Genomic DNA, 21,486 nt, shown 5'->3' with positions numbered 1-21,486 from the left:
ATCCTTGGCACGTGTGTCGACGGGTGTTGTTCTTGGCGGGCAATTTGCCGTGCCCCAAGGCATCGAGGCCTTGGGTAGCCGGCAAAAAGGTGTCTTCGAGTGCAGGTGTGACTTGGTAGTCACATGCAGACTGACGATTTGGATTCAAGCAGCGGGTAGCGGATTCTGCAAGTGCCGTTCGGGGGGAAATGTGACTTTTCTCGCTGAGCGGTCGTGTGCCGGTGCCGGGCTGCCTGTTGCCGCCTAGACCGTGGCTATTTCATCCGCCGTCAGCTCGCGGAACGCCCCTGGTGCCAACCCCGGGTCCAGGTGGATGGCGCCCATGCGCTCACGGTGCAACCCCACCACCTTGTTGTCGAAATGGCCGAACATGCGCTTGACCTGGTGATAACGCCCTTCGACGATCGCCAGCCGCGCCTGACGCGGGCCCAGGATATCCAGCCGGGCCGGTTGCGTAGTCAGATCCTCGAAGGCGAAGTAGAAACCTTCGCGGAATTTGGCCACATAGTGCTCGCCGATCTCGTCCTCGGTTTCCACCAGGTAGTGCTTGGGCAACTTGGTCGCGGGCTGGGTAAGCCGCCGTGACCATTGGCCGTCGTTGGTCAGGATCAGCAGCCCGGTAGTGTTGAAGTCCAGGCGCCCGGCTATGTGCAGGTCTCCACGCAGCGCAGGGGGTAGCATGTCGAGCACGGTGCGATGCTGCGGGTCCTGGGTGGCACTGACGCAGCCCGCAGGCTTGTGCAGCATCAAGTAGCGCGCCGGGCGGCCGGCTTGCAGCAGCTGCTCGTCCAGCTCGACGCGGCTGAATTCGCGAACCTCGGTCAGTGGGTCGCTGACCACCTGGCCGTCCACCCGCACGCGGCGTTGCGCCAGCATCAGGCGCACTTGCTGGCGGTTGTGGCTGGGCAGGTTGGCAAGGAAGCGGTCGAGACGCATTGGAGCCCGTCAGTCGGTGGATGATCGGAGTTGTTCTTCAACGGCTGCGCAGCGCGGGCACAGGCAGGCTTTATCGCGCAGTTCGGCGGGCAGTGCCTGAAGCACGGCTGGGTCGATGGTCACGGCGTAGCACCAGCAGGCCTGGGTAGCGCGGCGCGGGTCGGCAAGGGCGCACTGGTTGGGCGCGCCACAGGCGGGGCAGTATTGGGTGTCAGGCATGGCTGCCGCTCAGCTGTATCAAATTGTTGCAGAAATGGCACTGCACCTCGGCGCCACGGTCTTATCAGATGTCGATGATCGCATTTCGTATCGACGCTCGCCAGCGCCGCTGTTCGGGCACTCCAGCGGTCCAGGAGGCCGCCATGTCCTATCGAATCCTGTTGATCGCCCTGCTGGGGCTGATGACTGCCGCCTGCGTCCCGTACTACGAGAGCGGGGGCTACTATCGCTCGGATCATTACTACACCGACCGTTATGTGTCGCCCGGTTATTACCGTTATGACCGCTATTACGTGACGCCACAACCGCGCTACTACTACCAGCCGGCGCCACGTTACTACTATCGCCCGGCGCCAGCGCCGTATTACCGCTCGCCGCCGCCGGCGATGCAGCAGTGGCATGGCAACCCACGCCATGACTATGGCAACCGCCAGCGCTACGACTATGGGCGTGACCGCGATCGCCACGACTATCGCGGTGGCAGCCAGCGCTACCAGCAAGAGCGCTGGCATTCCGACAGACGGGCGGACGGTGACCGTCGTTGGGATGGGCGGCGTGGGCAAGGGGGGAACTGGCAACGCTAGTGGTTGAAGCGGGGCGCGTTGCGCCCCCTTTCACGATAGGCCTGCAAAACGCTTGCTCTCGCAACTAACCCAGATCAGCCAGCGGATGGCGCCCTTCCCAGACCTTGGCAAAATGCGCCTCGACCACCGCCGCCGGCACCTGCGCCACATCGGGCCAGTGCCAGCGCGGCTGGTTGTCCTTGTCCAGTAGCCGGGCGCGTACCCCTTCGCTGAATTCCGGATGGCGACAGCAGTTCAGGCTCATGCTGTATTCCATCTGGAACACCTGCGCCAAAGACAGATGGCGAGCCCGGTGGATCTGTTCCCACACCAGGTGTGCCGTCAGCGGGCAGCCTTCATGCAAGCGTTGGCCGGCCTCTGCCAGCAGCGGGTCGTCGTGTTGCTTGAGCCCTTCCAGCGCACGCCACGCTGCGGCAGCATCGGCCACATCAAGCAATTGATCGATCACTGGCCGCCGCGGCAACCATTGGGCCTCGGGCAACTCGGCGCAGGCACGGCGCTGTTCGGCCTTGAGCAGGCTGTTCAGTTGCAGCGCGGTCTGCTCCTGCCAGTTCAGTTGCAGCAGTTCCTCGATCAGCGCTTCCTGCTGGTACTCACCCAGGAAGCGGTCGGCCAGGCCCAGGTCAAGGGCGTCGTGGGCATTGATCGGCGCGCCCGTCAGGCCAAGGAACAAGCCCAGCTTGCCCGGCAGGCGGGCCAGGAACCAGCTGGCGCCCACGTCCGGGTACAGGCCGATGCTGATTTCCGGCATGGCCAGCCGACTGCTGGGGGTGACGATGCGCACGTTGGCGCCTTGCAGCAGGCCCATGCCACCCCCCAGCACATGCCCGTGCCCCCAGCACAGCAGCGGCTTGGGGTAGGTGTGCAGGGCGTAGTCCAGACGGTATTCGGCGGCAAAGAAGGTGGCGGCCAGCGGAGGTACGCTGCCGGGCTGGTCGCGGCAGGCCTCGACCAGCGCGCGCACATCGCCCCCCGCACAGAACGCCTTGCTACCGTTGCCGCGCAGTAGCACGCAGACGACCCCGGGGTCGCGGGCCCAGCTGTGCAGTTGCTCGCCCAGTACCTCGATCATCGGCAGGTTCAGGGCGTTCAGCGCCTTGGGCGCATCCAGGGTGGCAATGCCGATGCGGGCGCCATCGGCGCCGGTGAGTACCTCGCAATGAATGGCCATGGACTACCTCGCGCAAGTCATCGCACAAGTATGGCTTGCCTGGCCGAACATGCCGGTCGTCGGTCGGATCGTTTGACAAGCGCACGGGGCTTACCTAGTGTCGCGCCATTGTTTACGGAAGGCCCCATGACTGACGACGATCGCATCAAACTCGAACCCAGCTGGAAGGCCGCCTTGCGCGCCGAATTCGACCAGCCCTACATGCAGCAGTTGCGTGAGTTCCTGCGCAGCGAATATGCCGCTGGCAAGGAGATCTACCCGCCAGGACCGCTGATCTTCAATGCGCTGAATTCGACGCCGCTGGACCAGGTGAAGGTGGTCATACTCGGCCAGGACCCGTATCACGGGCCGGGCCAGGCCCATGGCCTGTGCTTCTCGGTGCAGCCGGGCGTGGCCACGCCACCGTCGCTGGTCAACATCTACAAGGAACTGCAGCGTGACCTGAATATCCCGATCCCCAACCATGGCTACCTGCAGAGCTGGGCCGAGCAGGGCGTGCTGCTGCTCAACACGACCATGACCGTGGAGCGTGCCAATGCAGCGTCACATGCCAAGAAGGGCTGGGAATTGTTTACCGACCGGATCATCCAGGTGGTCAGCGAGCAATGCCCGAACGTGGTGTTCCTGTTGTGGGGCTCGCATGCGCAAAGCAAGCAGAAGCTGATCGACGGGACCAAGCACCTGGTGCTGAAATCGGTGCACCCGTCGCCATTGTCAGCCTACCGGGGCTTCCTGGGTTGCGGCCATTTCAGCCGGGCCAACAGCTTCCTCGAGCAGCGCGGGCTGGCGCCGATCAACTGGGCATTGCCACCGCTGTGATGACCTGTCAGACCGAGAACAACGCGACGCGATCATTCCGGCTTGGCATTCCATAGCCGGAACAGCGGCTCTGCCAGGAACAGCACCAGCAACAGCCGCATCACCTGCAGCGCTGTCACCAACGGCACCGATAGCTGCAAGGTCTCGGCGGTCAGGCTCATCTCGGCAATTCCCCCGGGCATCATGCCCAAGGTCAGCGACCGCAGGTCCAGCGCGGTCATCACGCTCAGCACCCAGGCTGCGCTGGCGGCGATCGCCATGCCTAGTGCCGTTGCGACCAAGGTGCGCATGAGGAACGAAGGCGCACGGCGGAAGAACGCGCGGTTGAAGTGACAGGCCAGGCCGCTGCCGATCAGCCACTGGCCGATCTGGCTGGCGCCACCGGGCAGGCCGATCTGCAGGTTGGCCGCCAGGCTAACCGTGGCCGCCACCAGCAAAGGCCCGAACAACCATGGGTTGGGTTGGCGCATGCGTTGCCAAAGCAACGCAACGGCAATGCCCAGCGGAGCAATTATTGCCAGCCAGCCCCAACTCACGCTGCCGGCATGATTCAGCGGCACCCCGTCACCCAGCAGGAACTTGAACAGCGCGGGGACGCACAGCACCACCGCGAGCACGCGCAGGCTCTGCGCTGCCGCCACCTGGCTGAGCGCAGCGCCATTGCGCGCGCCAAGGTTGACCATCTCCCCCGAACCGCCGGGCATGCTGGCGAAGAACGCAGTGGCGCGGTCTTCACCGCTGCGCCGCAGCAGCCATACGCTGAGCACGCTGGATACGGTGGTGAACAGCGCGGCGAAGAAGATCAGTGCGAAATGGCTGGCCACTTGCTCGATCACCGCCGGGGTGAAGTGCAGGCCGATACCGATACCGATGATCCATTGCCCGCATTTGCGGCCGTTGGGGATTTCCGGCAGTTGCCAGGGTGTCAGGCAGCGTACCAGGATGATCGCCAACAGCGCGCCGACCATCCATGGCAACGGCCAGCCGACCTGGCTGGCGGCAAAACCGCCCGCAAGGCCGACCAGCCCGGTCGCGACAGACAGCGGCAAGCTACGCTCAGGCATCGGCCATCGCCCGGCGTTGCAGGCTACGCTTGCGCCAGATGCGCAGCAGCGGCAGGGTTAGCATGCAGATGGTCAGTGCCCATACCGACAGGCTGATCGTGCTCGACCAGAGGATGCCCAGTTCGCCGTTGGAGATCGACAGCGCCCGGCGCAGGTTCTGTTCCATCAGCCCGCCAAGGATGAAACCGAGCAGGATCGGCGACAGCGGGAAGTCCAGCTTGCGCAGGATGTAGCCCATGATGCCGATGCCGACCATCAGGAACAGGTCGAAGGTGGTGGCATGCACGGCGTACACGCCGATCGCGGTGATGATGGCAATCACCGGCACCAGTGCCCAGTTCGGCACGGCCAGGATGCGGGTGAAGATGCGGATCATCGGAATGTTGAGGATCACCAGCATGATGTTGGCAATGAACAACGAAGCGATCAGGCCCCAGACGATGTCTGGCTGCTGTTCGAACAACAGTGGGCCGGGGGTGATGTTGTACAGGGTCAGTGCACCGATCATCACCGCCGTGGTACCCGAGCCGGGTACGCCCAGGGTCAGCATGGGTACCAAGGCACCGCAGCAGGAGGCGCCGATGGCGGTTTCCGGGGCAGCCAGGCCGCGGGGATCACCCTTGCCGAAATTGCCTTTTTCGCCCGCCATGCGTTTCTCGGTCATGTACGCCACGGCGCTGGCCAGGGTTGCACCGGCGCCTGGCAGCACGCCCATGACGAAGCCCAGCAGGCCGCAGCGGATGTTGACCACGAACACCGAGGCGGCTTCCTTGAGGTTGAACAGCATGCGCCCGGTGGCCTTGACCGCCTGGTGGCCATGATGGGTTTTTTCCAGCAGCAGGAGGATCTCGCTGATGGAGAACAGGCCCAGCACCAGCACCACGAACTGGATGCCGTCGGCCAGGTGCACGCTGTCGCCGGTGAAGCGGTACACGCCACTGTTGGCGTCGATGCCGACGGCCGACAGGAACAGGCCGATCAGTGCGGCGATGAAGGTCTTCAGCGGCTTGTCACCGGCCATCCCACCAAGGGCGACGATGGCGAACACCATCAGCACGAAGTATTCCGCCGGGCCGAAGGCAATCGCCCATTTCGCCAGCAGCGGGGCGAACAGCACCATGCCGCAGGTGGCGATCAAGGCACCGATGAACGAACTCCATGCCGACAATGACAGCGCCACGCCAGCCAGGCCGTTGCGGGCCATCGGGTAACCATCGAGGGTGGTCATCACGGTCGAGGCCTCGCCCGGGATGTTCAGCAGGATCGAGCTGATCCGGCCGCCGTATTCGCAGCCCAGGTACACCGCTGCCAGCAGGATCAGCGCCGACTCCGGCGGCAGGCCGAGGGCGAAGGCGATGGGGATCAGCAAGGCCACGCCGTTGATCGGGCCCAGGCCCGGCAGCAGGCCGACCACGGTGCCGATCAGCGTACCGGTGAGGGCAGTGACCAGGTTGTAGGGGGACAGGGCGACGCCGAAGCCCTGGCCCAGGTAGCTCAAGGTATCCATGTGTCAGTTCTCCAGTACGCTCAGCAGGCCAAGGGGCAGGGGCACGTCCATCACGCGGTCGAACAGCCAGTAGAGGAACAGGCTCATGCCTGCCACCACGATGAAACTGTGCAGCCAGCGGCCGCCGTACAGGCGCGCCATGGGCACGCCGATCAGGATGCTGCTGAGGATGAAGCCCAGGGCTTCGAAGGTGCTGGCGAACACGATCAGCAGGCCGACGCAGGCGCTGATCTTGGTCAGGGTTTCGCGGTCCAGTTCCGGCTCGTCGTCCTTGCGCACGATGGGCGTGGGGCGGAACACCAGGTACAGCAGGCCCAGGCCCATCAGGCCGAGCATCAGCAGCGGATAGGCACGCGGGCCCACCGGTTCATAGGAAAACGCCGCCTGGTAAGGCCAGGCCATCACGGCCAGGGCGGCACACACCGCCAGCAGGGCCAGGGCGAAGATGCGTTGCAGGATCATGGGGGAATCCTCTGGTTTTTCGGCAAGGCGCAGACCCTCTGCAGGAGCGCCCTTGCGCGACACAAGGCCGCTCCTGCAAAGAGCGGTGTTGGCGTGTTACTGGATCAGGCCGAATTCCTTGGCCAGGGTCTTGTAGTCAGCCACTTGCTTCTTCACATAACCGTCCAGCTCTTCACCGGTCATGGCGAACGGGAACAACTCGCGCTGGTCACGCAGCTTGGCGAAGTCTTCCGAGGCCAGCATCTTGTCGAACGACTGCTTCCACCAGGCGTAGTCTTCGTCGCTCACCTTCGGCCCGAGGTAGAAACCACGCACCACAGGCCAGACGATGTCGTAGCCCTGTTCCCTGGCGGTGGGGATGTCTTTCATCTCGGGCTCGTCCAGGCGGTTTTCCGAGAACACCGCGAGAATGCGCATGTTGCCGCTCTGGATGTGTGGCATGGAGTCGGAGATGTCGGTCGAGCCCACCTGGATGTGCCCGCCCAGCAGCGCCGTGGCGATTTCGCCACCGCCTTCCAGGGCCACGTAGCGCAGGTCGCGCGGGTTGATGCCCGCCGCCTTTGCGATCAACGCGGTCTGCATCCAGTCCTGGCTGCCAACGGTACCGCCCGAGCCGATCACCACCTTGCTCGGGTCTTTCTTCAGCGCCGCGACCAGGTCATCGAGGGTCTTGTAGGGCGAGTCGCTCTTCACCGCGATGGCGCCGTAGCTGGTGCCGACGGCGGCCAGCCATTTCACCGCGTTTTCATCGAAACGGCCGAACTTGCCCTGGGCCAGGTTCAGCAACGAGCCGCTGGACCAGGCGACCAAGGTCCCGGCATCGGCCGGCCGTTGGGCTACCACGGCGTTGTAGGCCACTGCGCCGACACCACCTGGCATGTAGGTGACGCGCATCGGCTTGCTGAGGATCTTTTCCTCCACCAGGGCGCTTTGCACCAGCTTGCAGGTCAGGTCGAAGCCGCCGCCGGGTGAGGCGGGGGCGATGCATTCAGGGCGTTTCGGTTCGCCAGCGAGGGCATTGCCGGCCAGCAGCAGGCAGCCGGTAGCGAGGACGAGGCGGCGCAGTGAAAAGGTCATCGGTTATCTCCGTAAGCGTTGTTGTTATCGGTTTACCGCTGTTGGGTTAGCGCGATCGGTTTACCACAGCGCCACGCTGTAGCTCACCAGCAGCCGGACTTCGTCGGCATCGCGGGCGAAATTGGAACGGAAGGTGGCGTTGCGCAGGCGTACGGCGACGTTTTTCAACGGGCCGCTTTGTACCACGTACTTCATTTCGGTATCGCGTTCCCATTCCTTGCCCTCGCCACCTGCAGCGCGGCTGACATTGTCACCGCTGATGTAGCGGGTCATGAAGGTCAGGCCGGGCACGCCGAGCGCGGCGAAGTTGTAGTCGTAGCGCGCCTGCCAGGAACGCTCGTCGGCATTGGCAAAGTCGTTGATCTGGACGAAGTTGACCAGGTACGGGTCGGCGCCATCGATGTAGGGGAAGGCACTGTCGCCGGACAGCTGCTGCCAGGCGGCGCTGACCTTGTGCCCGCCCAGGGCGTAGCTGAGCATGCCGTTGAGGGTGGTGTTATCGATGTTGCCGGCCTTGGCAGCGCCGGCGTCGTCGCTCACGGCCAGGCGCAGGTCGGCGCCGAAGGTGCCCGGGCCCCATGGCTGGGTGGCGAGCAGGCCGATGAAATGCTGACGGTAGATGTCATCCAGCTGGGCAAAGTGATAGCTGCCGGTGATGCGGTCGGTGAACTGGTAGTCGAGGCCGGCCAGGTCCAGATTGTCGGCGCTGAACGAGCCACCGAAGCGGCCGTTCTTGTTGTTCAGGGCCAGGTCTTCCCAGTTGGTGTCGTTGCGATCCTTGGCCTTGTCCAGGCGGCCGCCGGTGAAGGTCAGGCCCTTGATCTCCTTCGAGGTGAGCAGGCCACCTTCGAAGGTTTGCGGCAGGATGCGTCCGTCGTTGGGTTGCAGGGTCGGCAGTTCCGGGATCAGGGTGCCGATCTTCAGTTCGCTCTGCGATACCTTCACCTTGCCGGTCAGGCCCAGCTTGGAATACTCGTCGGCAGCCTTGCCGTCATCATGGGTGGGCAGCAGGCCGGTATCGGTGCGGTCGGGACTGGAGTCGAGCTTGATGCCGAGCATGCCCAGCGCATCCAGGCCGAAGCCTACGGTGCCGTCGGTATAGCCGGACTCGAAGTTGACCATGAAGCCCTGGGCCCATTCGTCGCGCTTGGATTGCTGCGCGCTGGTGCCGTCGCGGAAGTCGCGGTTGAAGTACATGTTGCGGGTTTCGAAGGTTGCCGTGCTGTCTTCGAAGAAGGCGGCCTGGCTGATCGGGGCGACACCGGCAAGCGCAAGGGCGCTGGCGATGGCAGAGGGGCGTGCGGCAAAGGAACGGGTAGGCGTGAACGCCTGCGGCTGCAATGACAGCATCACTGTTGGCTCCGATTATTGTTCTTATTGGTTGCACCTTGCTGGTGCTTTGTTCGGCGCGAAGGGCGACCGTGGTGCGATGCTAGGTAATCAACCTTTCGCTAACCTTTCAGCGTGAAAGGTTTGTCGACAGGGCTTCACAGGCCTGCCGACAGCGGTACACTCCGCGCCACCGCCCCACCCGAGCAGGGAGAATCCGATGCGTGTGCTGCTGGTCGAAGACCACCTGCAACTGGCCGAAAGCGTGGCCCAGGCCTTGAAGAGCCATGGCCTGACCGTCGACGTGCTGCACGACGGCGTGGCCGCCGACCTGGCCTTGGCCAGCGAGGAATATGCCGTGGCCGTGCTGGACGTCGGCCTGCCACGCATGGACGGTTTCGAGGTGCTGGCGCGCCTGCGCGGTCGCGGCAAGACCTTGCCAGTGCTGATGCTGACCGCACGCAGCGACGTCAAGGACCGTGTCCACGGCCTGAACCTGGGCGCCGACGACTACCTGGCCAAGCCGTTCGAGCTGACCGAGCTGGAAGCCCGGGTCAAGGCCCTGCTGCGCCGCAGCGTGCTCGGCGGCGAGCGCCAGCAACGCTGCGGGCCGCTGGTGTACGACCTGGACACCCGGCGCTTCGCCCTGGGCAACGACAACCTGACCCTGACTTCGCGCGAACAGAGTGTGCTGGAAGCGTTGATCGCGCGCCCGGGGCGGGTGATGAGCAAGGAGCAACTGGCCGCCCAGGTGTTCGGCCTCGACGAAGAGGCCAGCCCCGACGCCATCGAGATCTACATCCACCGCCTGCGCAAGAAGCTCGACGGTCACCCGGTTGCCATCGTCACCTTCCGCGGCCTGGGCTACCTGCTCGAGCACCGCGATGCGTGACAACGGCAGCCTGCGCGGGCGCTTGCTCGGCAACCTGGCCTTGCTGCTGGTGGTGCTGATGCTGGCCAGCGGCCTGAGCGCCTACTGGAATGGCCGCGAGGCCGCCGACACGGCCTATGACCGGACCTTGCTGGCCTCGGCGCGGACCATTGCCGCTGGCCTGTCCCAGCGCGACGGCTCGCTCAGCGCGGACGTGCCGTACGTGGCCCTGGACACCTTTGCCTACGACAGTGCCGGACGCATCTATTACCAGGTGCTGGACATCCAGCAGCGGCTGATCTCCGGCTACGAGAACCTACCTGCGCCGCCGCCGGGCACGCCGCGAACCGATGACTACCCGGCGCTGGCGCGGTTCTACAACGCCACCTACCTGGGCCAGGACGTGCGCGTGGTCAGCCTGTTGAAGCCGGTGAGCGAACCCAACATGAACGGCATGGCGGAAATCCGCGTGGCCGAGACAGAGGAAGCCCGGGTGCGCATGGCCCGTGGCCTGATGGCCGATACCCTGTTGCGTCTGGGCATGCTGGCACTGGGTGCGCTGGTGTTGGTGTGGTTTGCCGTGAGCGCCGCGTTGCGGCCACTGGAGCGCTTGCGGACGGCGGTGGAAGAGCGCCAGCCGGACGACCTGCGGGCATTGCCGGTGGTGCAGGTGCAACATGAACTCGGCCCGCTGGTTCGGGCCTTGAACCACTTCACCGAGCGCTTGCGCGGCCAGTTCGAGCGGCAGGCGCAATTCATTGCCGACGCTGCCCACGAATTGCGCACGCCGTTGGCCGCGCTCAAGGCCCGGGTCGAGCTGGGCTTGCGTTCATCGGAACCACAGGAATGGCGGCAGACCCTGGAATCCGCGGCCCAGGGTACCGATCGGCTGACCCACCTGGCCAACCAGCTGTTGTCGCTGGCGCGGGTCGAGAACGGCGCGCGGGCGATTGCCGAAGGCGGCGCGCAGCGCCTGGACCTGAGCCAGTTGGCGCGCGAACTGGGCATGGCCATGGCCCCGCTGGCGCACAAGCGTGGGGTGGCGCTGGCCCTGGAAGCCGAAGCGCCGGTGTGGCTGAAAGGGGAGCCGACGCTGCTCAACGAGCTGTTGAGCAACCTGGTGGACAATGCGCTGGCGCATACGCCTGCGGGCGGGAACGTGATCTTGCGGGTGCTGGCGCCAGCGGTGCTGGAAGTGGAAGACGACGGGCCGGGGATTCCCGAGGCCGAGCGTGAGCGAGTGTTCGAGCGCTTCTATCGGCGCAGTGCGCAGGGGAGCGGGCTGGGCTTGGCCATTGTTGGTGAAATCTGCCGGGCGCACCTGGCGCAGGTGAGCTTGCATGATGGTGCAAAAGGCGGGTTGCGGGTGCGGGTGAGCTTTATCGCTGATTGAGATGACCAGGGCCCGCCCTTTCGCAGGTTCACCCGCGAACAGGCCGGCACTGGCCGGCGCCGGTCAGCGCAGCATGCTCCGCGCATCGATCAGTTCATCTACCTCCAGCTCGGTGCCGAACGGCAGGCCCAGGTGGCGATACGCCGGCAGCGCCGCCAACGGCCGGTGGCGACCGCGCTGGCTGATGCAACGAGCGATCTGCACGATGTCGATATAGTCGATCCGGTCGGTCTGCCGGTCCAGGTCCTGTACCTGGCCGGGCAGGTTGACCAGCTGCTCCGGGAAATCCCAGGCCTTGAGGATCTTGTCGCCCAGCACTGGCTGGATGTGTTCGATCACGTAATGCAGGCACACCGGGTCGGACAGCAGCTCGTTGTGCTCTTCGGCATAGATCAATACCGGCAGCGCGCCAATCTGGTGGACCAGCCCGCCGAGGGTGGCCTGGTCGGGCTTGAGTTGCGTGAACCGCCGACAGATCTCGTAACTGATACCCGCCACATCCAGGCTGTTGGCCCAGATATCACGAAGCTTCTGTTCAACCGCCGGAGCGCGGGCGTGGAAGATCTGCTCGATCACCAGGCCAATGGCCAGGTTGCAGCTGTAGTTGATACCCAGCCGCGTGATGGCAGTGTGCAAGTCGGTGACTTCGACCGCCGCGCGCAGCAGCGGGCTGTTGACAACCTTGATCAGGCGCGCTGAAAGCGCCGCATCGCGACTGATCACCTTGCTCAGGGCCGCTACGCTGATTTCGCTGTCTTCCGCTGCCTCGCGGATGCTCAAGGCAACCTCGGGCAGGGTCGGCAGGACCAGGTCATCCTTTTCGATGGCATCGAGCAATTGTGCTTGAACCATCTCGGCCAGCTTGTTCATGGGCGTGTCTACCGCAGTGGTGGTGCGGCCCCGCCACGGGGGCGGGGCAGGCTGGTCAGCGCTGGATTTCCCGGTCGCGGTCCAGTTCGTAGGGCAGGGTCAGTACCTGCAGGCGCGGGCCGCCGAGGCTGCCCAGGTGCAGGTTGTCATCGTCCACTGCTTCGGCGCTGAGCACCGCGAGCAGCTCGCAGCCCGAACCCGTGCTGGCGGCAAGCACCACCTCACCGACGGAGGAACCATGGGTGGGCGAGAAAATCTCCTCACCCGGAGCCGGAATGGCTTGCTGGTCCAGGGCCAGCCGGTACTGGCGACGCTTCAGCTTGCCCAGGTACTGCATGCGGGCGACGATTTCCTGTCCGGTGTAGCAGCCTTTCTTGAAGCTGACGCCGTCGACGGCCTGCAGGTTGATCATCTGCGGAATGAACAGCTCACGGGTCGGCCCCATGACCTGGCCGATACCGGCACGAATCTGCCCCAGCAGCCAGTCGTTGAGGCTGCCTTCGGGCAGGGCTGCGGCCAGCGCCTGGCGTACCTTGCCGGCGTTGTCGGCTGGCACCCACAGCTCCACGCGCCCTGCGGAAACGGCGACAGCCACCAGGCCTTCATGACGAACGGTACTGCCAGCGGCAGCGGGCACATCGAGCCCCAGCGCCCGCAATGCCGTTTCGCCACCCTGCAGGCCGAAGCGTGCCCAGGCGGCACTTTCATCGGTCAGTGTGGCCTTGGAAAACACGGCGTACTTCTTCAGGTCAGCCAACTGGGGTTCGAGCAACTCGCTGGCCATGGCCAGCAGGTAGCCATTGCCTTCGGGCAGGATGCGGAAGCTTGACTGCATGCGCCCCTTGACCATGCAGCGGGCGCCGAGGCTGGCGTGTTCCGGGCTGAGGTAGTTGATGTTGCAGGTCAGCTGGCCTTGCAGGAACTTGCCTGCATCGGAGCCGCGGACGGCGAGGATGCCCTCGTGGGACAGGGGGCAGAAGAAAGCGGAATCGGCCATGGGTCATCGCGGTGGCTTAAAGACTGGCGGCCATCATAGAACGCCGGTAACAAAATAGGTAGGTGACTAGACCAACGCCCGGTGTCGCTTCGCTCGCCTGGCTGTATACTGGCGGGCCATTCGAGGAGGGCCCCATGGTCGAACAAACTGAACTCAACCGGCTTTTCTGGCACAGCCGCCGCGGCATGCTGGAACTGGACGTCCTGCTGGTACCTTTCACCCAGGAAGTCTACCCCACGCTCAACCAGGCTGACCGCGAACTCTATGTGCGTCTGTTGAGCTGCGAAGATCAGGACATGTTCGGCTGGTTCATGGAGCGCACCGAGTCTGAAGACCCGGAGCTGCAGCGCATGGTCCGCATCATCCTGGACCGTGTCCAGCCCAAGTGAGTGTTTCGAGTGCCGCTGGCACGGCTCGCGCCGGCTGCTGACGGCCTACCTGGTTTGCCAGGTGCTGGCATGGCTCGCCGTTTGGGCGAGCCCGCTGCCCGGGTGGCAGGCCCTTGCCGTCGTCGCCACCTGTATCGCCCATGCTGGCTGGGCCATTCCCCGACGTATTTTGCTGACGCATGAGCATGCCGTCGTGGGCGTGCGTCGTGATGTGCGCGGTTGGCAGGTATTCAGCCGTGCCGGCGGCTGGCAGCCGGTGCGCTTGTGCAGGGACAGTGTGGCGTTGCCGGAGCTGGTGGTGTTGCGCTTTGTGCGGGCAGGGCGCTGGCTGGGGCAGAGCCAATGCGTACCGCGCGACGCGCTGGGGGCCGATGAGCACCGGCGCTTGCGGGTGCGGTTGAAGTTCAGCCGGCGCAGGTGGGCAGGAGTGAGCCGGGCATAAAGCCATACCGAGTTGGCTTCTTCGCGGGCTTGCCCGCTCCCACAGGTACTGCGCAAGGCTGCAAGGCAGCGGGATCTCTGTGGGAGCGGGCGCGCCCGCGAAGGCCGCGACGCAGATTCAAATCGGGTTGAGGATGGTGTCCTTGGCCTCGGCCAGCATCCCCGGGTAATCCAGTGTGTAATGCAGCCCGCGGCTTTCCTTGCGCTGCATGGCCGAGAGGATCATCAGCTCCGCCACCTGCGCCAGGTTGCGCAGCTCGATCAGGTCGCGGCTGACCTTGTAGTTGCTGTAGAACTCGTCGATTTCGTCCAGTAGCAGGCGAATGCGGTGCTGGGCCCGCTGCAGGCGCTTGCTGGTGCGCACGATGCCGACGTAGTCCCACATGAAGCGCCGCAATTCATCCCAGTTGTGCGCGATGATGACGTCTTCGTCCGAGTCGGTGACCTGGCTGGCGTCCCAGCCCGGCAGGGCCTTGGGCATGTCCACCTCATCCAGGTGCGCCTGGATGTCGGCCGCGGCAGCACGACCATAGACGAAGCACTCCAGCAGCGAATTGCTGGCCATGCGGTTGGCGCCGTGCAGCCCGGTGAAGCTGGTTTCGCCGATGGCATACAGCCCCGGCACATCGGTGTGGCCGCGGTCGTCCACCATGACCCCGCCACAGGTGTAGTGCGCCGCCGGTACCACCGGGATCGGCTGGCGAGTGATGTCGATGCCAAAGGTCAGGCAACGCTCATACACGGTAGGGAAGTGGCTTTTGATGAAGTCGGCCGGCTTGTGGGTAATGTCCAGGTAGACGCAGTCCACACCCAGGCGCTTCATTTCATGGTCGATGGCGCGGGCCACGATGTCACGCGGGGCCAGCTCTTCGCGAGGGTCGAAGCGTGGCATGAAGCGCTCGCCATTGGGCAGGCGCAGCAGGGCGCCTTCGCCGCGCAGGGCTTCGGTGATCAGGAAACTCTTGGCTTGCGGGTGATACAGGCAGGTCGGGTGGAACTGGTTGAATTCCAGGTTCGCCACCCGGCAACCGGCCCGCCAGGCCATGGCGATACCGTCGCCGCAGGCCCCATCGGGGTTACTGGTGTACAGGTAGACCTTGGCTGCGCCGCCCGTAGCCAGCACGGTGAAGCGCGCGCCGAAGGTGTCGACTTCGCCGGTATTGCGGTCAAGCACATAGGCACCCAGGCAGCGCTCGCCGGGCAGGCCGAGGCGCCGTTCGGTGATCAGGTCGATCGCCACGCGCTGCTCCAGCAACTGGATGTTCGGGCGCAGGCGGGCCTGGGCCAGCAGCGTGGTGAAGATTGCGGCACCGGTGGCGTCGGCAGCATGGATGATGCGCCGGTGGCTATGGCCGCCTTCGCGGGTCAGGTGGAACTCGAAGCCACCATCGTCGACGCTGTAGTGCTCATCGCGGGTAAAAGGCACGCCTTGCTCGATCAGCCATTCGATGGCTTCACGGCTGTGCTCGACGGTAAACCGCACCGCCTGTTCATGGCACAGGCCACCGCCGGCGTTGAGGGTGTCCTCGACATGCGACTGCACGGTATCGCTATTGTCCAGCACCGCTGCGACACCGCCCTGGGCCCAGAAGGTCGAGCCGTTAGCCAGGTCGCCCTTGCTGAGCACGGCGACGCGCAGGTGACTGGGCAGGTTCAGCGCCAGGCTGAGACCGGCGGCACCGCTGCCGATCACCAGGACATCATGTTGGAATTGTTGGCTCATGTCGGGACACTAGTAATCTTCGGAAGGGGCGCGGCACAATAGTCACGCGCCGATGGCATTGTGAAACTATTGTTAAAGCTGGCCGGGTTGCCTTTATAGCAGCCCAGGGTGGCCAATTTCCATGCCACTTGCCTGGTCGCGACAACCTTTGTGGGAACTTTCCGATACAGCCGGAAATCCTATGAAGGCTGCCCGTACGCCACAATTTGCCGCGGCGACGCAGGGCGGCAGGCCTGTCCAGGCTGTCCCTGCGTACTCGAAACCTTGATTATCGACGTAGCCGGCCGTGACCGTGCAGCGTCTTCCGTGCAAGCCGACCAAGGGCTGCAGGAAACTTGCTTGGAGGGGAGAACTTTTGCGTAAAGCCCGAGTCTATGGTTGCAAGCCTGAACGATGGCTGCTGCAACGCTCCTTCGAGTTCACTGAGGAGTGTTCATGCTAACCCAGGAAGAGGATCAGCAGCTTGTCGAGCGTGTTCAGCGCGGCGACAGGCGAGCGTTCGATCTGTTGGTGCTGAAGTATCAGCACAAGATTCTCGGGTTGATCGTGCGGTTCGTTCACGATACCCACGAGGCCCAGGATGTAGCACAGGAAGCCTTCATCAAGGCCTACCGTGCGCTTGGCAATTTCCGCGGAGACAGTGCGTTTTATACGTGGCTTTACCGCATCGCCATCAACACGGCGAAGAACTACCTGGTGTCCCGTGGAAGACGGCCACCAGACAGCGATGTGAGCTCTGAGGATGCGGAGTTTTACGACGGCGATCATGGTCTCAAGGATCTCGAGTCCCCAGAGCGCTCGTTGTTGCGGGATGAAATCGAAGGCACTGTCCATCGCACCATCCAGCAACTGCCGGAAGACCTGCGCACGGCCCTGACCCTGCGCGAGTTCGACGGACTGAGTTACGAAGACATTGCCAGTGTCATGCAATGTCCGGTGGGTACCGTGCGCTCTCGAATCTTCCGCGCTCGGGAGGCCATAGACAAAGCCCTGCAACCGTTGTTGCAGGAAACCTGAGACAGCGGCGACAGCCAAGAGAGGAACCGCCATGAGTCGTGAAGCTTTGCAGGAATCGCTGTCCGCGGTAATGGATAACGAAGCGGACGAGCTTGAACTGCGTCGGGTATTGAATGCCGTCGACGATGCTGAAACCCGTGCCACCTGGTCGCGTTACCAGGTTGCCCGCGCAGCCATGCACAAGGAGCTGCTGCTGCCGAACCTGGATATCGCCTCCGCGGTTTCTGCCGCCCTGGCTGACGAGGCCGTGCCGGCCAAGGTCAAGAAGGGCCCATGGCGCAGCATTGGCCGCCTGGCGGTAGCTGCCTCGGTTACCGTTGCGGTGCTGGCCGGTGTACGCATGTACAACCAGGACGAGATCACTGGCGCCCAGCTGGCTGCCCAGCAACCTGCCCAGCAAGGGCTGACTGTGCCACAAGCACAGGGCCCTGCCGTTTTGGCAGGCTATAGTGAGAGCAGTGAGCAACCGACCGGGCCGATGGCCAACGGCGTGCTGCAGAACCAGGCCGGCTGGGATCAGCGTCTGCCAGGCTACCTGCGCCAGCATGCCCAGGAATCTGCGCTGAAGGGCACTGAAACCGCATTGCCGTATGCCCGCGCCGCCAGCCTGGAAAACCGTTAAGTAAGGAGGATCATGCGCGCGCTACCTCTCCTGTCGCTGCTGATTGGCAGCTGCATGATGGTGCCAGCATTGGCGGCCAATTCCTCGCCCGAGGCGGGCGAGTGGTTGAACAAGCTGGCACAGGCCGAGCAAAAGCAGAGCTACCAGGGCTCTTTTGTCTACGAACGTAACGGCAGCTTCTCCTCCCACGAGATCTGGCACAAGGTCGAAAACGGCAAGGTCAGCGAGCGGCTCCTGCAGCTCGACGGCGCTGCCCAGGAAGTCGTGCGCGTGGATGGCAAGGTCGAATGCGTCAGCGGTGCTTTGGCCGGTGGCGTGACGCCGCCTGCGGACGCCGCCCAGCGCCTGCTTGATCCCCTGAAACTGATGGGTTGGTACGATTTGAGCGTGGCGGGCAAGTCGCGCGTCGCCGGGCGCGATGCCGTGATCGTGACGCTCACCCCGCGTGACCAGCACCGCTATGCCTTCGAATTGCATCTGGACCGCGCAACCGGGTTGCCGCTGCGCTCGTTGATGATCAATGACAAGGGGCAGTTGCTGGAGCGCTTCCAGATGACCCGTCTCGATGTTGAAGTGCCCAGCGACGAAGACCTGCGTGCCAGCGCTGCGTGCAAACCCGTGCAACATGTGGCCGCCGCCAGCAATGACAAGGTCGCCGGTTGGCGTTCGGACTGGCTGCCGCCAGGGTTCGAACTGGTCAACAGTTCGGTGCGCCGTGATCCGAAGCAGGGTGGTGCGGTCAGCAGCCTGATGTATGACGATGGCCTGGCACGCTTCTCGGTCTTCCTCGAACAGGTGGACGATGACGGCGGGAGCGACATGCGTACCCAGCTTGGCCCCACGTCGGCAGTATCGCGGCGCCTGAACACGCCCAAGGGCAAGGTGATGGTCACCGTGGTTGGCGAAATTCCGCTGGGTACTGCAGAGCGTGTGGCCCTGTCCATGCGTCCCCAGGATGCCCAGGCGCGCCAGTGATTGCGCGCCTTTGCCGGCGGTATCTGCCGGCGGTGTCCAGGCAAGCGGACATGCGCCTGAAATGAAATTAAAGCATTGTCATTTGCAATCCTTCGGCAAATTTTCTATAGGTCAGGCTTCTTGGAGCCTGGCCTTTCCTGCTTTGGGCAGGGCCTTTCTAAACTACCGCTCGTTGTGACGGGAGCCGTATGTCAATACCACGCTTGAAATCCTACCTATCGATGTTCGCCGCCGTGCTGATGCTCGGCCAGGTGCTCACCGCCCAGGCCGAGGAAGCCCTGCCGGACTTCACCACCCTGGTCGAGCAGGCCTCGCCAGCCGTGGTCAACATCAGTACCAAGCAGAAGCTGCCGGACCGCCGCATGGCCGCCGGGGAGATGCCAGACCTGGAAGGCCTGCCGCCGATGTTCCGCGAGTTCTTCGAGCGCAACATGCCGCAGCAGCCACGCTCGCCGCGCGGTGACCGCCAGCGCGAAGCTCAATCGCTGGGTTCGGGCTTCATCATTTCCAGCGATGGCTACGTGCTGACCAACAACCACGTGGTGGCCGATGCCGACGAGATCATCGTCCGCCTGTCGGACCGCAGCGAGCTGCAGGCCAAGCTGGTCGGCACCGACCCGCGCACCGACGTGGCCCTGCTCAAGGTCGAGGGCAAGAACCTGCCGACCGTGAAGCTGGGGGATTCGGAAAAACTGAAAGTGGGCGAGTGGGTGCTGGCCATCGGTTCGCCGTTCGGCTTCGACCACTCGGTGACCAAAGGCATCGTCAGTGCCAAGGGCCGTACCCTGCCCAACGACACCTATGTGCCGTTCATCCAGACCGACGTGGCCATCAACCCCGGCAACTCCGGTGGCCCGCTGTTCAACATGAACGGCGAGGTGGTGGGTATCAACTCGCAGATCTTCACCCGTTCCGGCGGGTTCATGGGCCTGTCGTTCGCCATCCCGATCGATGTGGCGATCGATGTTTCCAACCAGTTGAAGAAAGACGGCAAGGTCAGCCGTGGCTGGCTTGGTGTGGTGATCCAGGAGGTCAACAAGGACCTGGCCGAGTCCTTCGGTCTGGAAAAACCGGCCGGCGCGCTGGTCGCCCAGGTACTGGAAAACGGCCCTGCCGCCAAAGGCGGCCTGCAGGTCGGTGACGTGATCCTGAGCATGAACGGCCAACCGATCATCATGTCGGCAGACCTGCCGCACCTGGTGGGTAGCCTCAAGGATGGCGAAAAGGCCAAGCTGGAAATCATCCGCAATGGCAAGCGCCAGACCCTGGACATCAGTGTCGGTGCATTGCCGGACGACGACGCCGACATCACCACTGGCGCCGAAGGCAGTGCCGAGCGTAGCAGCAACCGCCTGGGCGTATCGGTGGCCGACCTGACCGCCGAGCAGAAGAAATCCCTGGAGCTGAAAGGCGGTGTGGTGATCAAGGAAGTCCAGGATGGCCCGGCCGCAATGATCGGCCTGCGTCCAGGTGACATCATCAGCCACCTGAACAACCAGGCCATCGGCTCGGCCAAGGAATTCACCGAAATTGCCAAGGAGCTGCCGAAGAACCGTTCGGTGTCGATGCGTGTGTTGCGTCAGGGGCGCGCGAGCTTCATTACCTTCAAGCTGGCTGAATAAAGGCTTGTCGTTTCAGTAAGAACCCGGCGCCTGATGCGCCGGGTTCTTTTTATGTGTTCAGGAAACTGAATACCATGCCTGTCGGCCCGGCCGGGCCAGTCGCATTTATGGCAAGCAGGGTATCGTTCAAGCGCCAGAGCGATTCAATCCGGTCTGTAGCGGTCAAGACCAATGCCAATTGGAAAGCGTCATCCACGCTGCCGTCGGCGTTGAAGCGCATGGCATAAACCGTATCAGTTGCTGAGCGGCCAAATGCCAGCAACTTTCCCTCTGGCTGAACGACGGCCGAGTACCAGCCATCTTCATTGCCTCCGTCGAAGCCGATCAGCAGTGGTTCGCCTTGGTTGAAGCTGGGGTCGATTGCCCCTTGTGCAGTGAATTGCCAGATCAGAGCTCGTTTCGCCTCGGTTGTGGCGTCTTGTGATTGGCCAACCACGGTCAACTGCCCCGATGGTTGGACCACCAGTCCGTGGCTCCAGGTATTGTTCTCGTTTGCTCTGAGCACAAGAAACCCTGCCTGGTTGCCGAACTGCGTGTCGAGTGTGCCGTCCGGATGGAAGCGCGCCACGAAGCCGGCGTTGCTGCCGTCTGGTTTTTTCAGCGAGCCGCTGGCCAGGAAGGCCTCGCCGCTGACGGCCAGGGCGGCAATTCTGACTTCATCCGTTGCGAATTTGACCTGGATGTACTGCTTGCCTCTGAAGCCGGGATTGCCGTGGGCATCCAGCTTGTAGATGCGGGGCAGCCCGACGTCGAAATTGGCGGAAACCAGGATGTTATCGTCGTGCAGGGTCAGGCGGGATTGTTGCCTCAGAGGCGACGCACCTTCTTCGACTTCCAGCGTGTGCTCGACGGGCGAGTCTTTGCCGTCGCGATCGAATTTTGCCAGCAAAAGCCGTCCGGGAGTGGAAGAGTCCGGTTGTGCGCGCCCGAGAAGCCAGATTGCATCGCTATCGCTGGGCGAGCTGGTGATGTCTTCGCAACTGGAAAGCGCACCATCGGAAAACTCACCTGCAACCGCTCCATTTTGTCCGAACGTCAGATCACGCTTTCCGTCTGCACCGAAGCGTGCCATGGCGTAGTTTTCCCACGGGGCATGGAATGCCCGCGCTCCTACCAGGATTCTGGAACCTTGGAATGTCATGCCGGTGCTGTGCCTGTCGGTCCAGCCATTGAAGGTAGGGAGTTCTGCAATGCCTCCGATGCCAAACTCAGGATTCAATGCGCCGGCTTGTCGTACCTGTTTCATTGGCTAGCCCTCGGGTTGTCTGGGCCTCCATTCTAGGAGGGCGTGGCAAGGGGCTCTACTGACAGAAATGATAGGTTGCAGCGGTAGCCGTACAGGGTGCGTATGGTTTGGTCGGTCAGTGGTCGTGGCAGCCTGCTGCGGCTTAAGGTACA

General features: G+C 63.7%; 22 protein-coding genes. 10 read left to right on the top strand and 12 right to left on the bottom strand.

Annotated features, from left to right (window positions below):
* Positions 1–243: 243 nt before the first annotated feature.
* Both ACLEJP_RS14535 and ACLEJP_RS14530 read right to left on the bottom strand, forming a co-directional pair.
* Positions 244–936 (bottom strand): pseudouridine synthase, encoded by a 693-nt coding sequence (locus ACLEJP_RS14535; protein WP_440807386.1) that lies wholly within the window; start codon positions 934–936, stop codon positions 244–246.
* Positions 937–945: 9 nt separating this feature from the next.
* Positions 946–1,155 (bottom strand): cysteine-rich CWC family protein, encoded by a 210-nt coding sequence (locus tag ACLEJP_RS14530; protein WP_440807384.1) that lies wholly within the window; start codon positions 1,153–1,155, stop codon positions 946–948.
* A gap of 143 nt (positions 1,156–1,298) precedes the next feature.
* Here ACLEJP_RS14530 and ACLEJP_RS14525 point away from each other — a divergent pair, with 143 nt between their 5' ends.
* Positions 1,299–1,739, top strand: a complete 441-nt coding sequence (locus tag ACLEJP_RS14525) for a hypothetical protein (protein ID WP_440807381.1) — start codon at positions 1,299–1,301, stop codon at positions 1,737–1,739.
* A gap of 64 nt (positions 1,740–1,803) precedes the next feature.
* Here the strand turns inward: ACLEJP_RS14525 and ACLEJP_RS14520 are convergent, their stop codons facing one another.
* Positions 1,804–2,910, bottom strand: a complete 1,107-nt coding sequence (locus tag ACLEJP_RS14520) for an enoyl-CoA hydratase/isomerase family protein (protein WP_440807379.1) — start codon at positions 2,908–2,910, stop codon at positions 1,804–1,806.
* Positions 2,911–3,036: 126 nt separating this feature from the next.
* On the opposite strand from ACLEJP_RS14520, the gene ung reads away from it, so the two are divergent.
* Positions 3,037–3,729 (top strand): uracil-DNA glycosylase, encoded by a 693-nt coding sequence (ung, locus tag ACLEJP_RS14515; RefSeq protein WP_440807376.1) that lies wholly within the window; start codon positions 3,037–3,039, stop codon positions 3,727–3,729.
* A gap of 32 nt (positions 3,730–3,761) precedes the next feature.
* On the opposite strand, the gene ACLEJP_RS14510 is transcribed toward ung, so the two are convergent.
* The 5 genes from ACLEJP_RS14510 to ACLEJP_RS14490 all read right to left on the bottom strand — a co-directional run bounded on the left by ACLEJP_RS14510 (position 3,762) and on the right by ACLEJP_RS14490 (position 9,189).
* Positions 3,762–4,793, bottom strand: a complete 1,032-nt coding sequence (locus ACLEJP_RS14510; RefSeq protein ID WP_440807374.1) for an AbrB family transcriptional regulator — start codon at positions 4,791–4,793, stop codon at positions 3,762–3,764.
* Positions 4,786–6,300 carry a tripartite tricarboxylate transporter permease gene (locus ACLEJP_RS14505; protein ID WP_440807371.1) on the bottom strand — a complete coding sequence of 505 codons (1,515 nt, stop codon included), beginning with the start codon at positions 6,298–6,300 and terminating at the stop codon, positions 4,786–4,788. The genes ACLEJP_RS14510 and ACLEJP_RS14505 overlap by 8 nt, the downstream gene beginning before the upstream one ends.
* A 3-nt stretch (positions 6,301–6,303) precedes the next feature.
* The gene (locus ACLEJP_RS14500) at positions 6,304–6,762 is read right to left on the bottom strand and encodes a tripartite tricarboxylate transporter TctB family protein (RefSeq protein WP_440807368.1); all 459 of its coding nucleotides are present in this window, start codon (positions 6,760–6,762) and stop codon (positions 6,304–6,306) included.
* A 96-nt stretch (positions 6,763–6,858) separates the two neighbouring features.
* Entirely contained in the window at positions 6,859–7,839 is a 981-nt protein-coding gene (locus tag ACLEJP_RS14495; RefSeq protein ID WP_296229923.1) for a Bug family tripartite tricarboxylate transporter substrate binding protein, read from the bottom strand.
* A gap of 60 nt (positions 7,840–7,899) precedes the next feature.
* On the bottom strand, positions 7,900–9,189 hold the full coding sequence (locus tag ACLEJP_RS14490; protein ID WP_440807366.1) for an OprD family porin: 1,290 nt from the start codon (positions 9,187–9,189) through the stop codon (positions 7,900–7,902).
* A 199-nt stretch (positions 9,190–9,388) separates the two neighbouring features.
* Between ACLEJP_RS14490 and ACLEJP_RS14485 the strand changes: the two genes are divergently transcribed.
* A complete protein-coding gene (locus ACLEJP_RS14485; RefSeq protein ID WP_186677597.1) occupies positions 9,389–10,060 on the top strand; it encodes a response regulator in 672 nt (223 codons plus the stop codon).
* Positions 10,053–11,432, top strand: coding sequence for a sensor histidine kinase (locus ACLEJP_RS14480; RefSeq protein ID WP_225779045.1), 1,380 nt, complete (start codon positions 10,053–10,055; stop codon positions 11,430–11,432). Before ACLEJP_RS14485 ends, ACLEJP_RS14480 begins: the two co-directional genes overlap by 8 nt.
* A 63-nt stretch (positions 11,433–11,495) precedes the next feature.
* Here the strand turns inward: ACLEJP_RS14480 and ACLEJP_RS14475 are convergent, their stop codons facing one another.
* Together ACLEJP_RS14475 and ygfZ are read right to left on the bottom strand one after the other, a co-directional pair.
* Positions 11,496–12,302 carry an HDOD domain-containing protein gene (locus ACLEJP_RS14475; RefSeq protein ID WP_440807361.1) on the bottom strand — a complete coding sequence of 269 codons (807 nt, stop codon included), beginning with the start codon at positions 12,300–12,302 and terminating at the stop codon, positions 11,496–11,498.
* A 55-nt stretch (positions 12,303–12,357) separates the two neighbouring features.
* Positions 12,358–13,299, bottom strand: a complete 942-nt coding sequence (gene ygfZ, locus ACLEJP_RS14470) for a CAF17-like 4Fe-4S cluster assembly/insertion protein YgfZ (protein ID WP_440807359.1) — start codon at positions 13,297–13,299, stop codon at positions 12,358–12,360.
* Between the two features lie 134 nt (positions 13,300–13,433).
* On the opposite strand from ygfZ, the gene ACLEJP_RS14465 reads away from it, so the two are divergent.
* Together ACLEJP_RS14465 and ACLEJP_RS14460 are read left to right on the top strand one after the other, a co-directional pair.
* Entirely contained in the window at positions 13,434–13,688 is a 255-nt protein-coding gene (locus tag ACLEJP_RS14465) for an FAD assembly factor SdhE (protein WP_170032071.1), read from the top strand.
* Positions 13,672–14,130, top strand: coding sequence for a protein YgfX (locus tag ACLEJP_RS14460; protein ID WP_440807356.1), 459 nt, complete (start codon positions 13,672–13,674; stop codon positions 14,128–14,130). The genes ACLEJP_RS14465 and ACLEJP_RS14460 overlap by 17 nt, the downstream gene beginning before the upstream one ends.
* Before the next feature lie 117 nt (positions 14,131–14,247).
* Here the strand turns inward: ACLEJP_RS14460 and nadB are convergent, their stop codons facing one another.
* Positions 14,248–15,852, bottom strand: coding sequence for an L-aspartate oxidase (gene nadB, locus ACLEJP_RS14455; protein ID WP_440807353.1), 1,605 nt, complete (start codon positions 15,850–15,852; stop codon positions 14,248–14,250).
* Positions 15,853–16,287: 435 nt separating this feature from the next.
* On the opposite strand from nadB, the gene rpoE reads away from it, so the two are divergent.
* The 4 genes from rpoE to ACLEJP_RS14435 all read left to right on the top strand — a co-directional run bounded on the left by rpoE (position 16,288) and on the right by ACLEJP_RS14435 (position 20,088).
* Positions 16,288–16,869 carry an RNA polymerase sigma factor RpoE gene (gene rpoE / locus ACLEJP_RS14450; RefSeq protein WP_003252049.1) on the top strand — a complete coding sequence of 194 codons (582 nt, stop codon included), beginning with the start codon at positions 16,288–16,290 and terminating at the stop codon, positions 16,867–16,869.
* Between the two features lie 31 nt (positions 16,870–16,900).
* Complete coding sequence (locus ACLEJP_RS14445; protein WP_225779040.1) at positions 16,901–17,491, top strand: sigma-E factor negative regulatory protein; 591 nt, start codon at positions 16,901–16,903, stop codon at positions 17,489–17,491.
* Between the two features lie 12 nt (positions 17,492–17,503).
* A complete protein-coding gene (locus ACLEJP_RS14440; protein WP_440807350.1) occupies positions 17,504–18,466 on the top strand; it encodes a MucB/RseB C-terminal domain-containing protein in 963 nt (320 codons plus the stop codon).
* Positions 18,467–18,687: 221 nt separating this feature from the next.
* Entirely contained in the window at positions 18,688–20,088 is a 1,401-nt protein-coding gene (locus ACLEJP_RS14435) for a DegQ family serine endoprotease (RefSeq protein ID WP_440807481.1), read from the top strand.
* 49 nt (positions 20,089–20,137) lie between these two features.
* On the opposite strand, the gene ACLEJP_RS14430 is transcribed toward ACLEJP_RS14435, so the two are convergent.
* A complete protein-coding gene (locus ACLEJP_RS14430) occupies positions 20,138–21,334 on the bottom strand; it encodes a hypothetical protein (RefSeq protein WP_440807349.1) in 1,197 nt (398 codons plus the stop codon).
* Between the last annotated feature and the right edge of the window lie 152 nt (positions 21,335–21,486).

Origin of the sequence: Pseudomonas sp. SMV7, assembly GCF_052041995.1 — a bacterium.
Taxonomy (GTDB): domain Bacteria; phylum Pseudomonadota; class Gammaproteobacteria; order Pseudomonadales; family Pseudomonadaceae; genus Aquipseudomonas.
This window is presented reverse-complemented; position numbering and strand designations above follow the sequence as displayed.

What these genes read in the sequence shown, in the direction of transcription:
- ACLEJP_RS14535 (WP_440807386.1), bottom strand. Translation starts at nt 936, where the DNA reads ATGCGTCTCGACCGCTTCCTTGCCAACCTGCCCAGCCACAACCGCCAG.
- ACLEJP_RS14530 (WP_440807384.1), bottom strand. Translation starts at nt 1,155, where the DNA reads ATGCCTGACACCCAATACTGCCCCGCCTGTGGCGCGCCCAACCAGTGC.
- ACLEJP_RS14525 (WP_440807381.1), top strand. Translation starts at nt 1,299, where the DNA reads ATGTCCTATCGAATCCTGTTGATCGCCCTGCTGGGGCTGATGACTGCC.
- ACLEJP_RS14520 (WP_440807379.1), bottom strand. Translation starts at nt 2,910, where the DNA reads ATGGCCATTCATTGCGAGGTACTCACCGGCGCCGATGGCGCCCGCATC.
- ung (WP_440807376.1), top strand. Translation starts at nt 3,037, where the DNA reads ATGACTGACGACGATCGCATCAAACTCGAACCCAGCTGGAAGGCCGCC.
- ACLEJP_RS14510 (WP_440807374.1), bottom strand. Translation starts at nt 4,793, where the DNA reads ATGCCTGAGCGTAGCTTGCCGCTGTCTGTCGCGACCGGGCTGGTCGGC.
- ACLEJP_RS14505 (WP_440807371.1), bottom strand. Translation starts at nt 6,300, where the DNA reads ATGGATACCTTGAGCTACCTGGGCCAGGGCTTCGGCGTCGCCCTGTCC.
- ACLEJP_RS14500 (WP_440807368.1), bottom strand. Translation starts at nt 6,762, where the DNA reads ATGATCCTGCAACGCATCTTCGCCCTGGCCCTGCTGGCGGTGTGTGCC.
- ACLEJP_RS14495 (WP_296229923.1), bottom strand. Translation starts at nt 7,839, where the DNA reads ATGACCTTTTCACTGCGCCGCCTCGTCCTCGCTACCGGCTGCCTGCTG.
- ACLEJP_RS14490 (WP_440807366.1), bottom strand. Translation starts at nt 9,189, where the DNA reads ATGCTGTCATTGCAGCCGCAGGCGTTCACGCCTACCCGTTCCTTTGCC.
- ACLEJP_RS14485 (WP_186677597.1), top strand. Translation starts at nt 9,389, where the DNA reads ATGCGTGTGCTGCTGGTCGAAGACCACCTGCAACTGGCCGAAAGCGTG.
- ACLEJP_RS14480 (WP_225779045.1), top strand. Translation starts at nt 10,053, where the DNA reads ATGCGTGACAACGGCAGCCTGCGCGGGCGCTTGCTCGGCAACCTGGCC.
- ACLEJP_RS14475 (WP_440807361.1), bottom strand. Translation starts at nt 12,302, where the DNA reads ATGAACAAGCTGGCCGAGATGGTTCAAGCACAATTGCTCGATGCCATC.
- ygfZ (WP_440807359.1), bottom strand. Translation starts at nt 13,299, where the DNA reads ATGGCCGATTCCGCTTTCTTCTGCCCCCTGTCCCACGAGGGCATCCTC.
- ACLEJP_RS14465 (WP_170032071.1), top strand. Translation starts at nt 13,434, where the DNA reads ATGGTCGAACAAACTGAACTCAACCGGCTTTTCTGGCACAGCCGCCGC.
- nadB (WP_440807353.1), bottom strand. Translation starts at nt 15,852, where the DNA reads ATGAGCCAACAATTCCAACATGATGTCCTGGTGATCGGCAGCGGTGCC.
- rpoE (WP_003252049.1), top strand. Translation starts at nt 16,288, where the DNA reads ATGCTAACCCAGGAAGAGGATCAGCAGCTTGTCGAGCGTGTTCAGCGC.
- ACLEJP_RS14445 (WP_225779040.1), top strand. Translation starts at nt 16,901, where the DNA reads ATGAGTCGTGAAGCTTTGCAGGAATCGCTGTCCGCGGTAATGGATAAC.
- ACLEJP_RS14440 (WP_440807350.1), top strand. Translation starts at nt 17,504, where the DNA reads ATGCGCGCGCTACCTCTCCTGTCGCTGCTGATTGGCAGCTGCATGATG.
- ACLEJP_RS14435 (WP_440807481.1), top strand. Translation starts at nt 18,688, where the DNA reads ATGTTCGCCGCCGTGCTGATGCTCGGCCAGGTGCTCACCGCCCAGGCC.
- ACLEJP_RS14430 (WP_440807349.1), bottom strand. Translation starts at nt 21,334, where the DNA reads ATGAAACAGGTACGACAAGCCGGCGCATTGAATCCTGAGTTTGGCATC.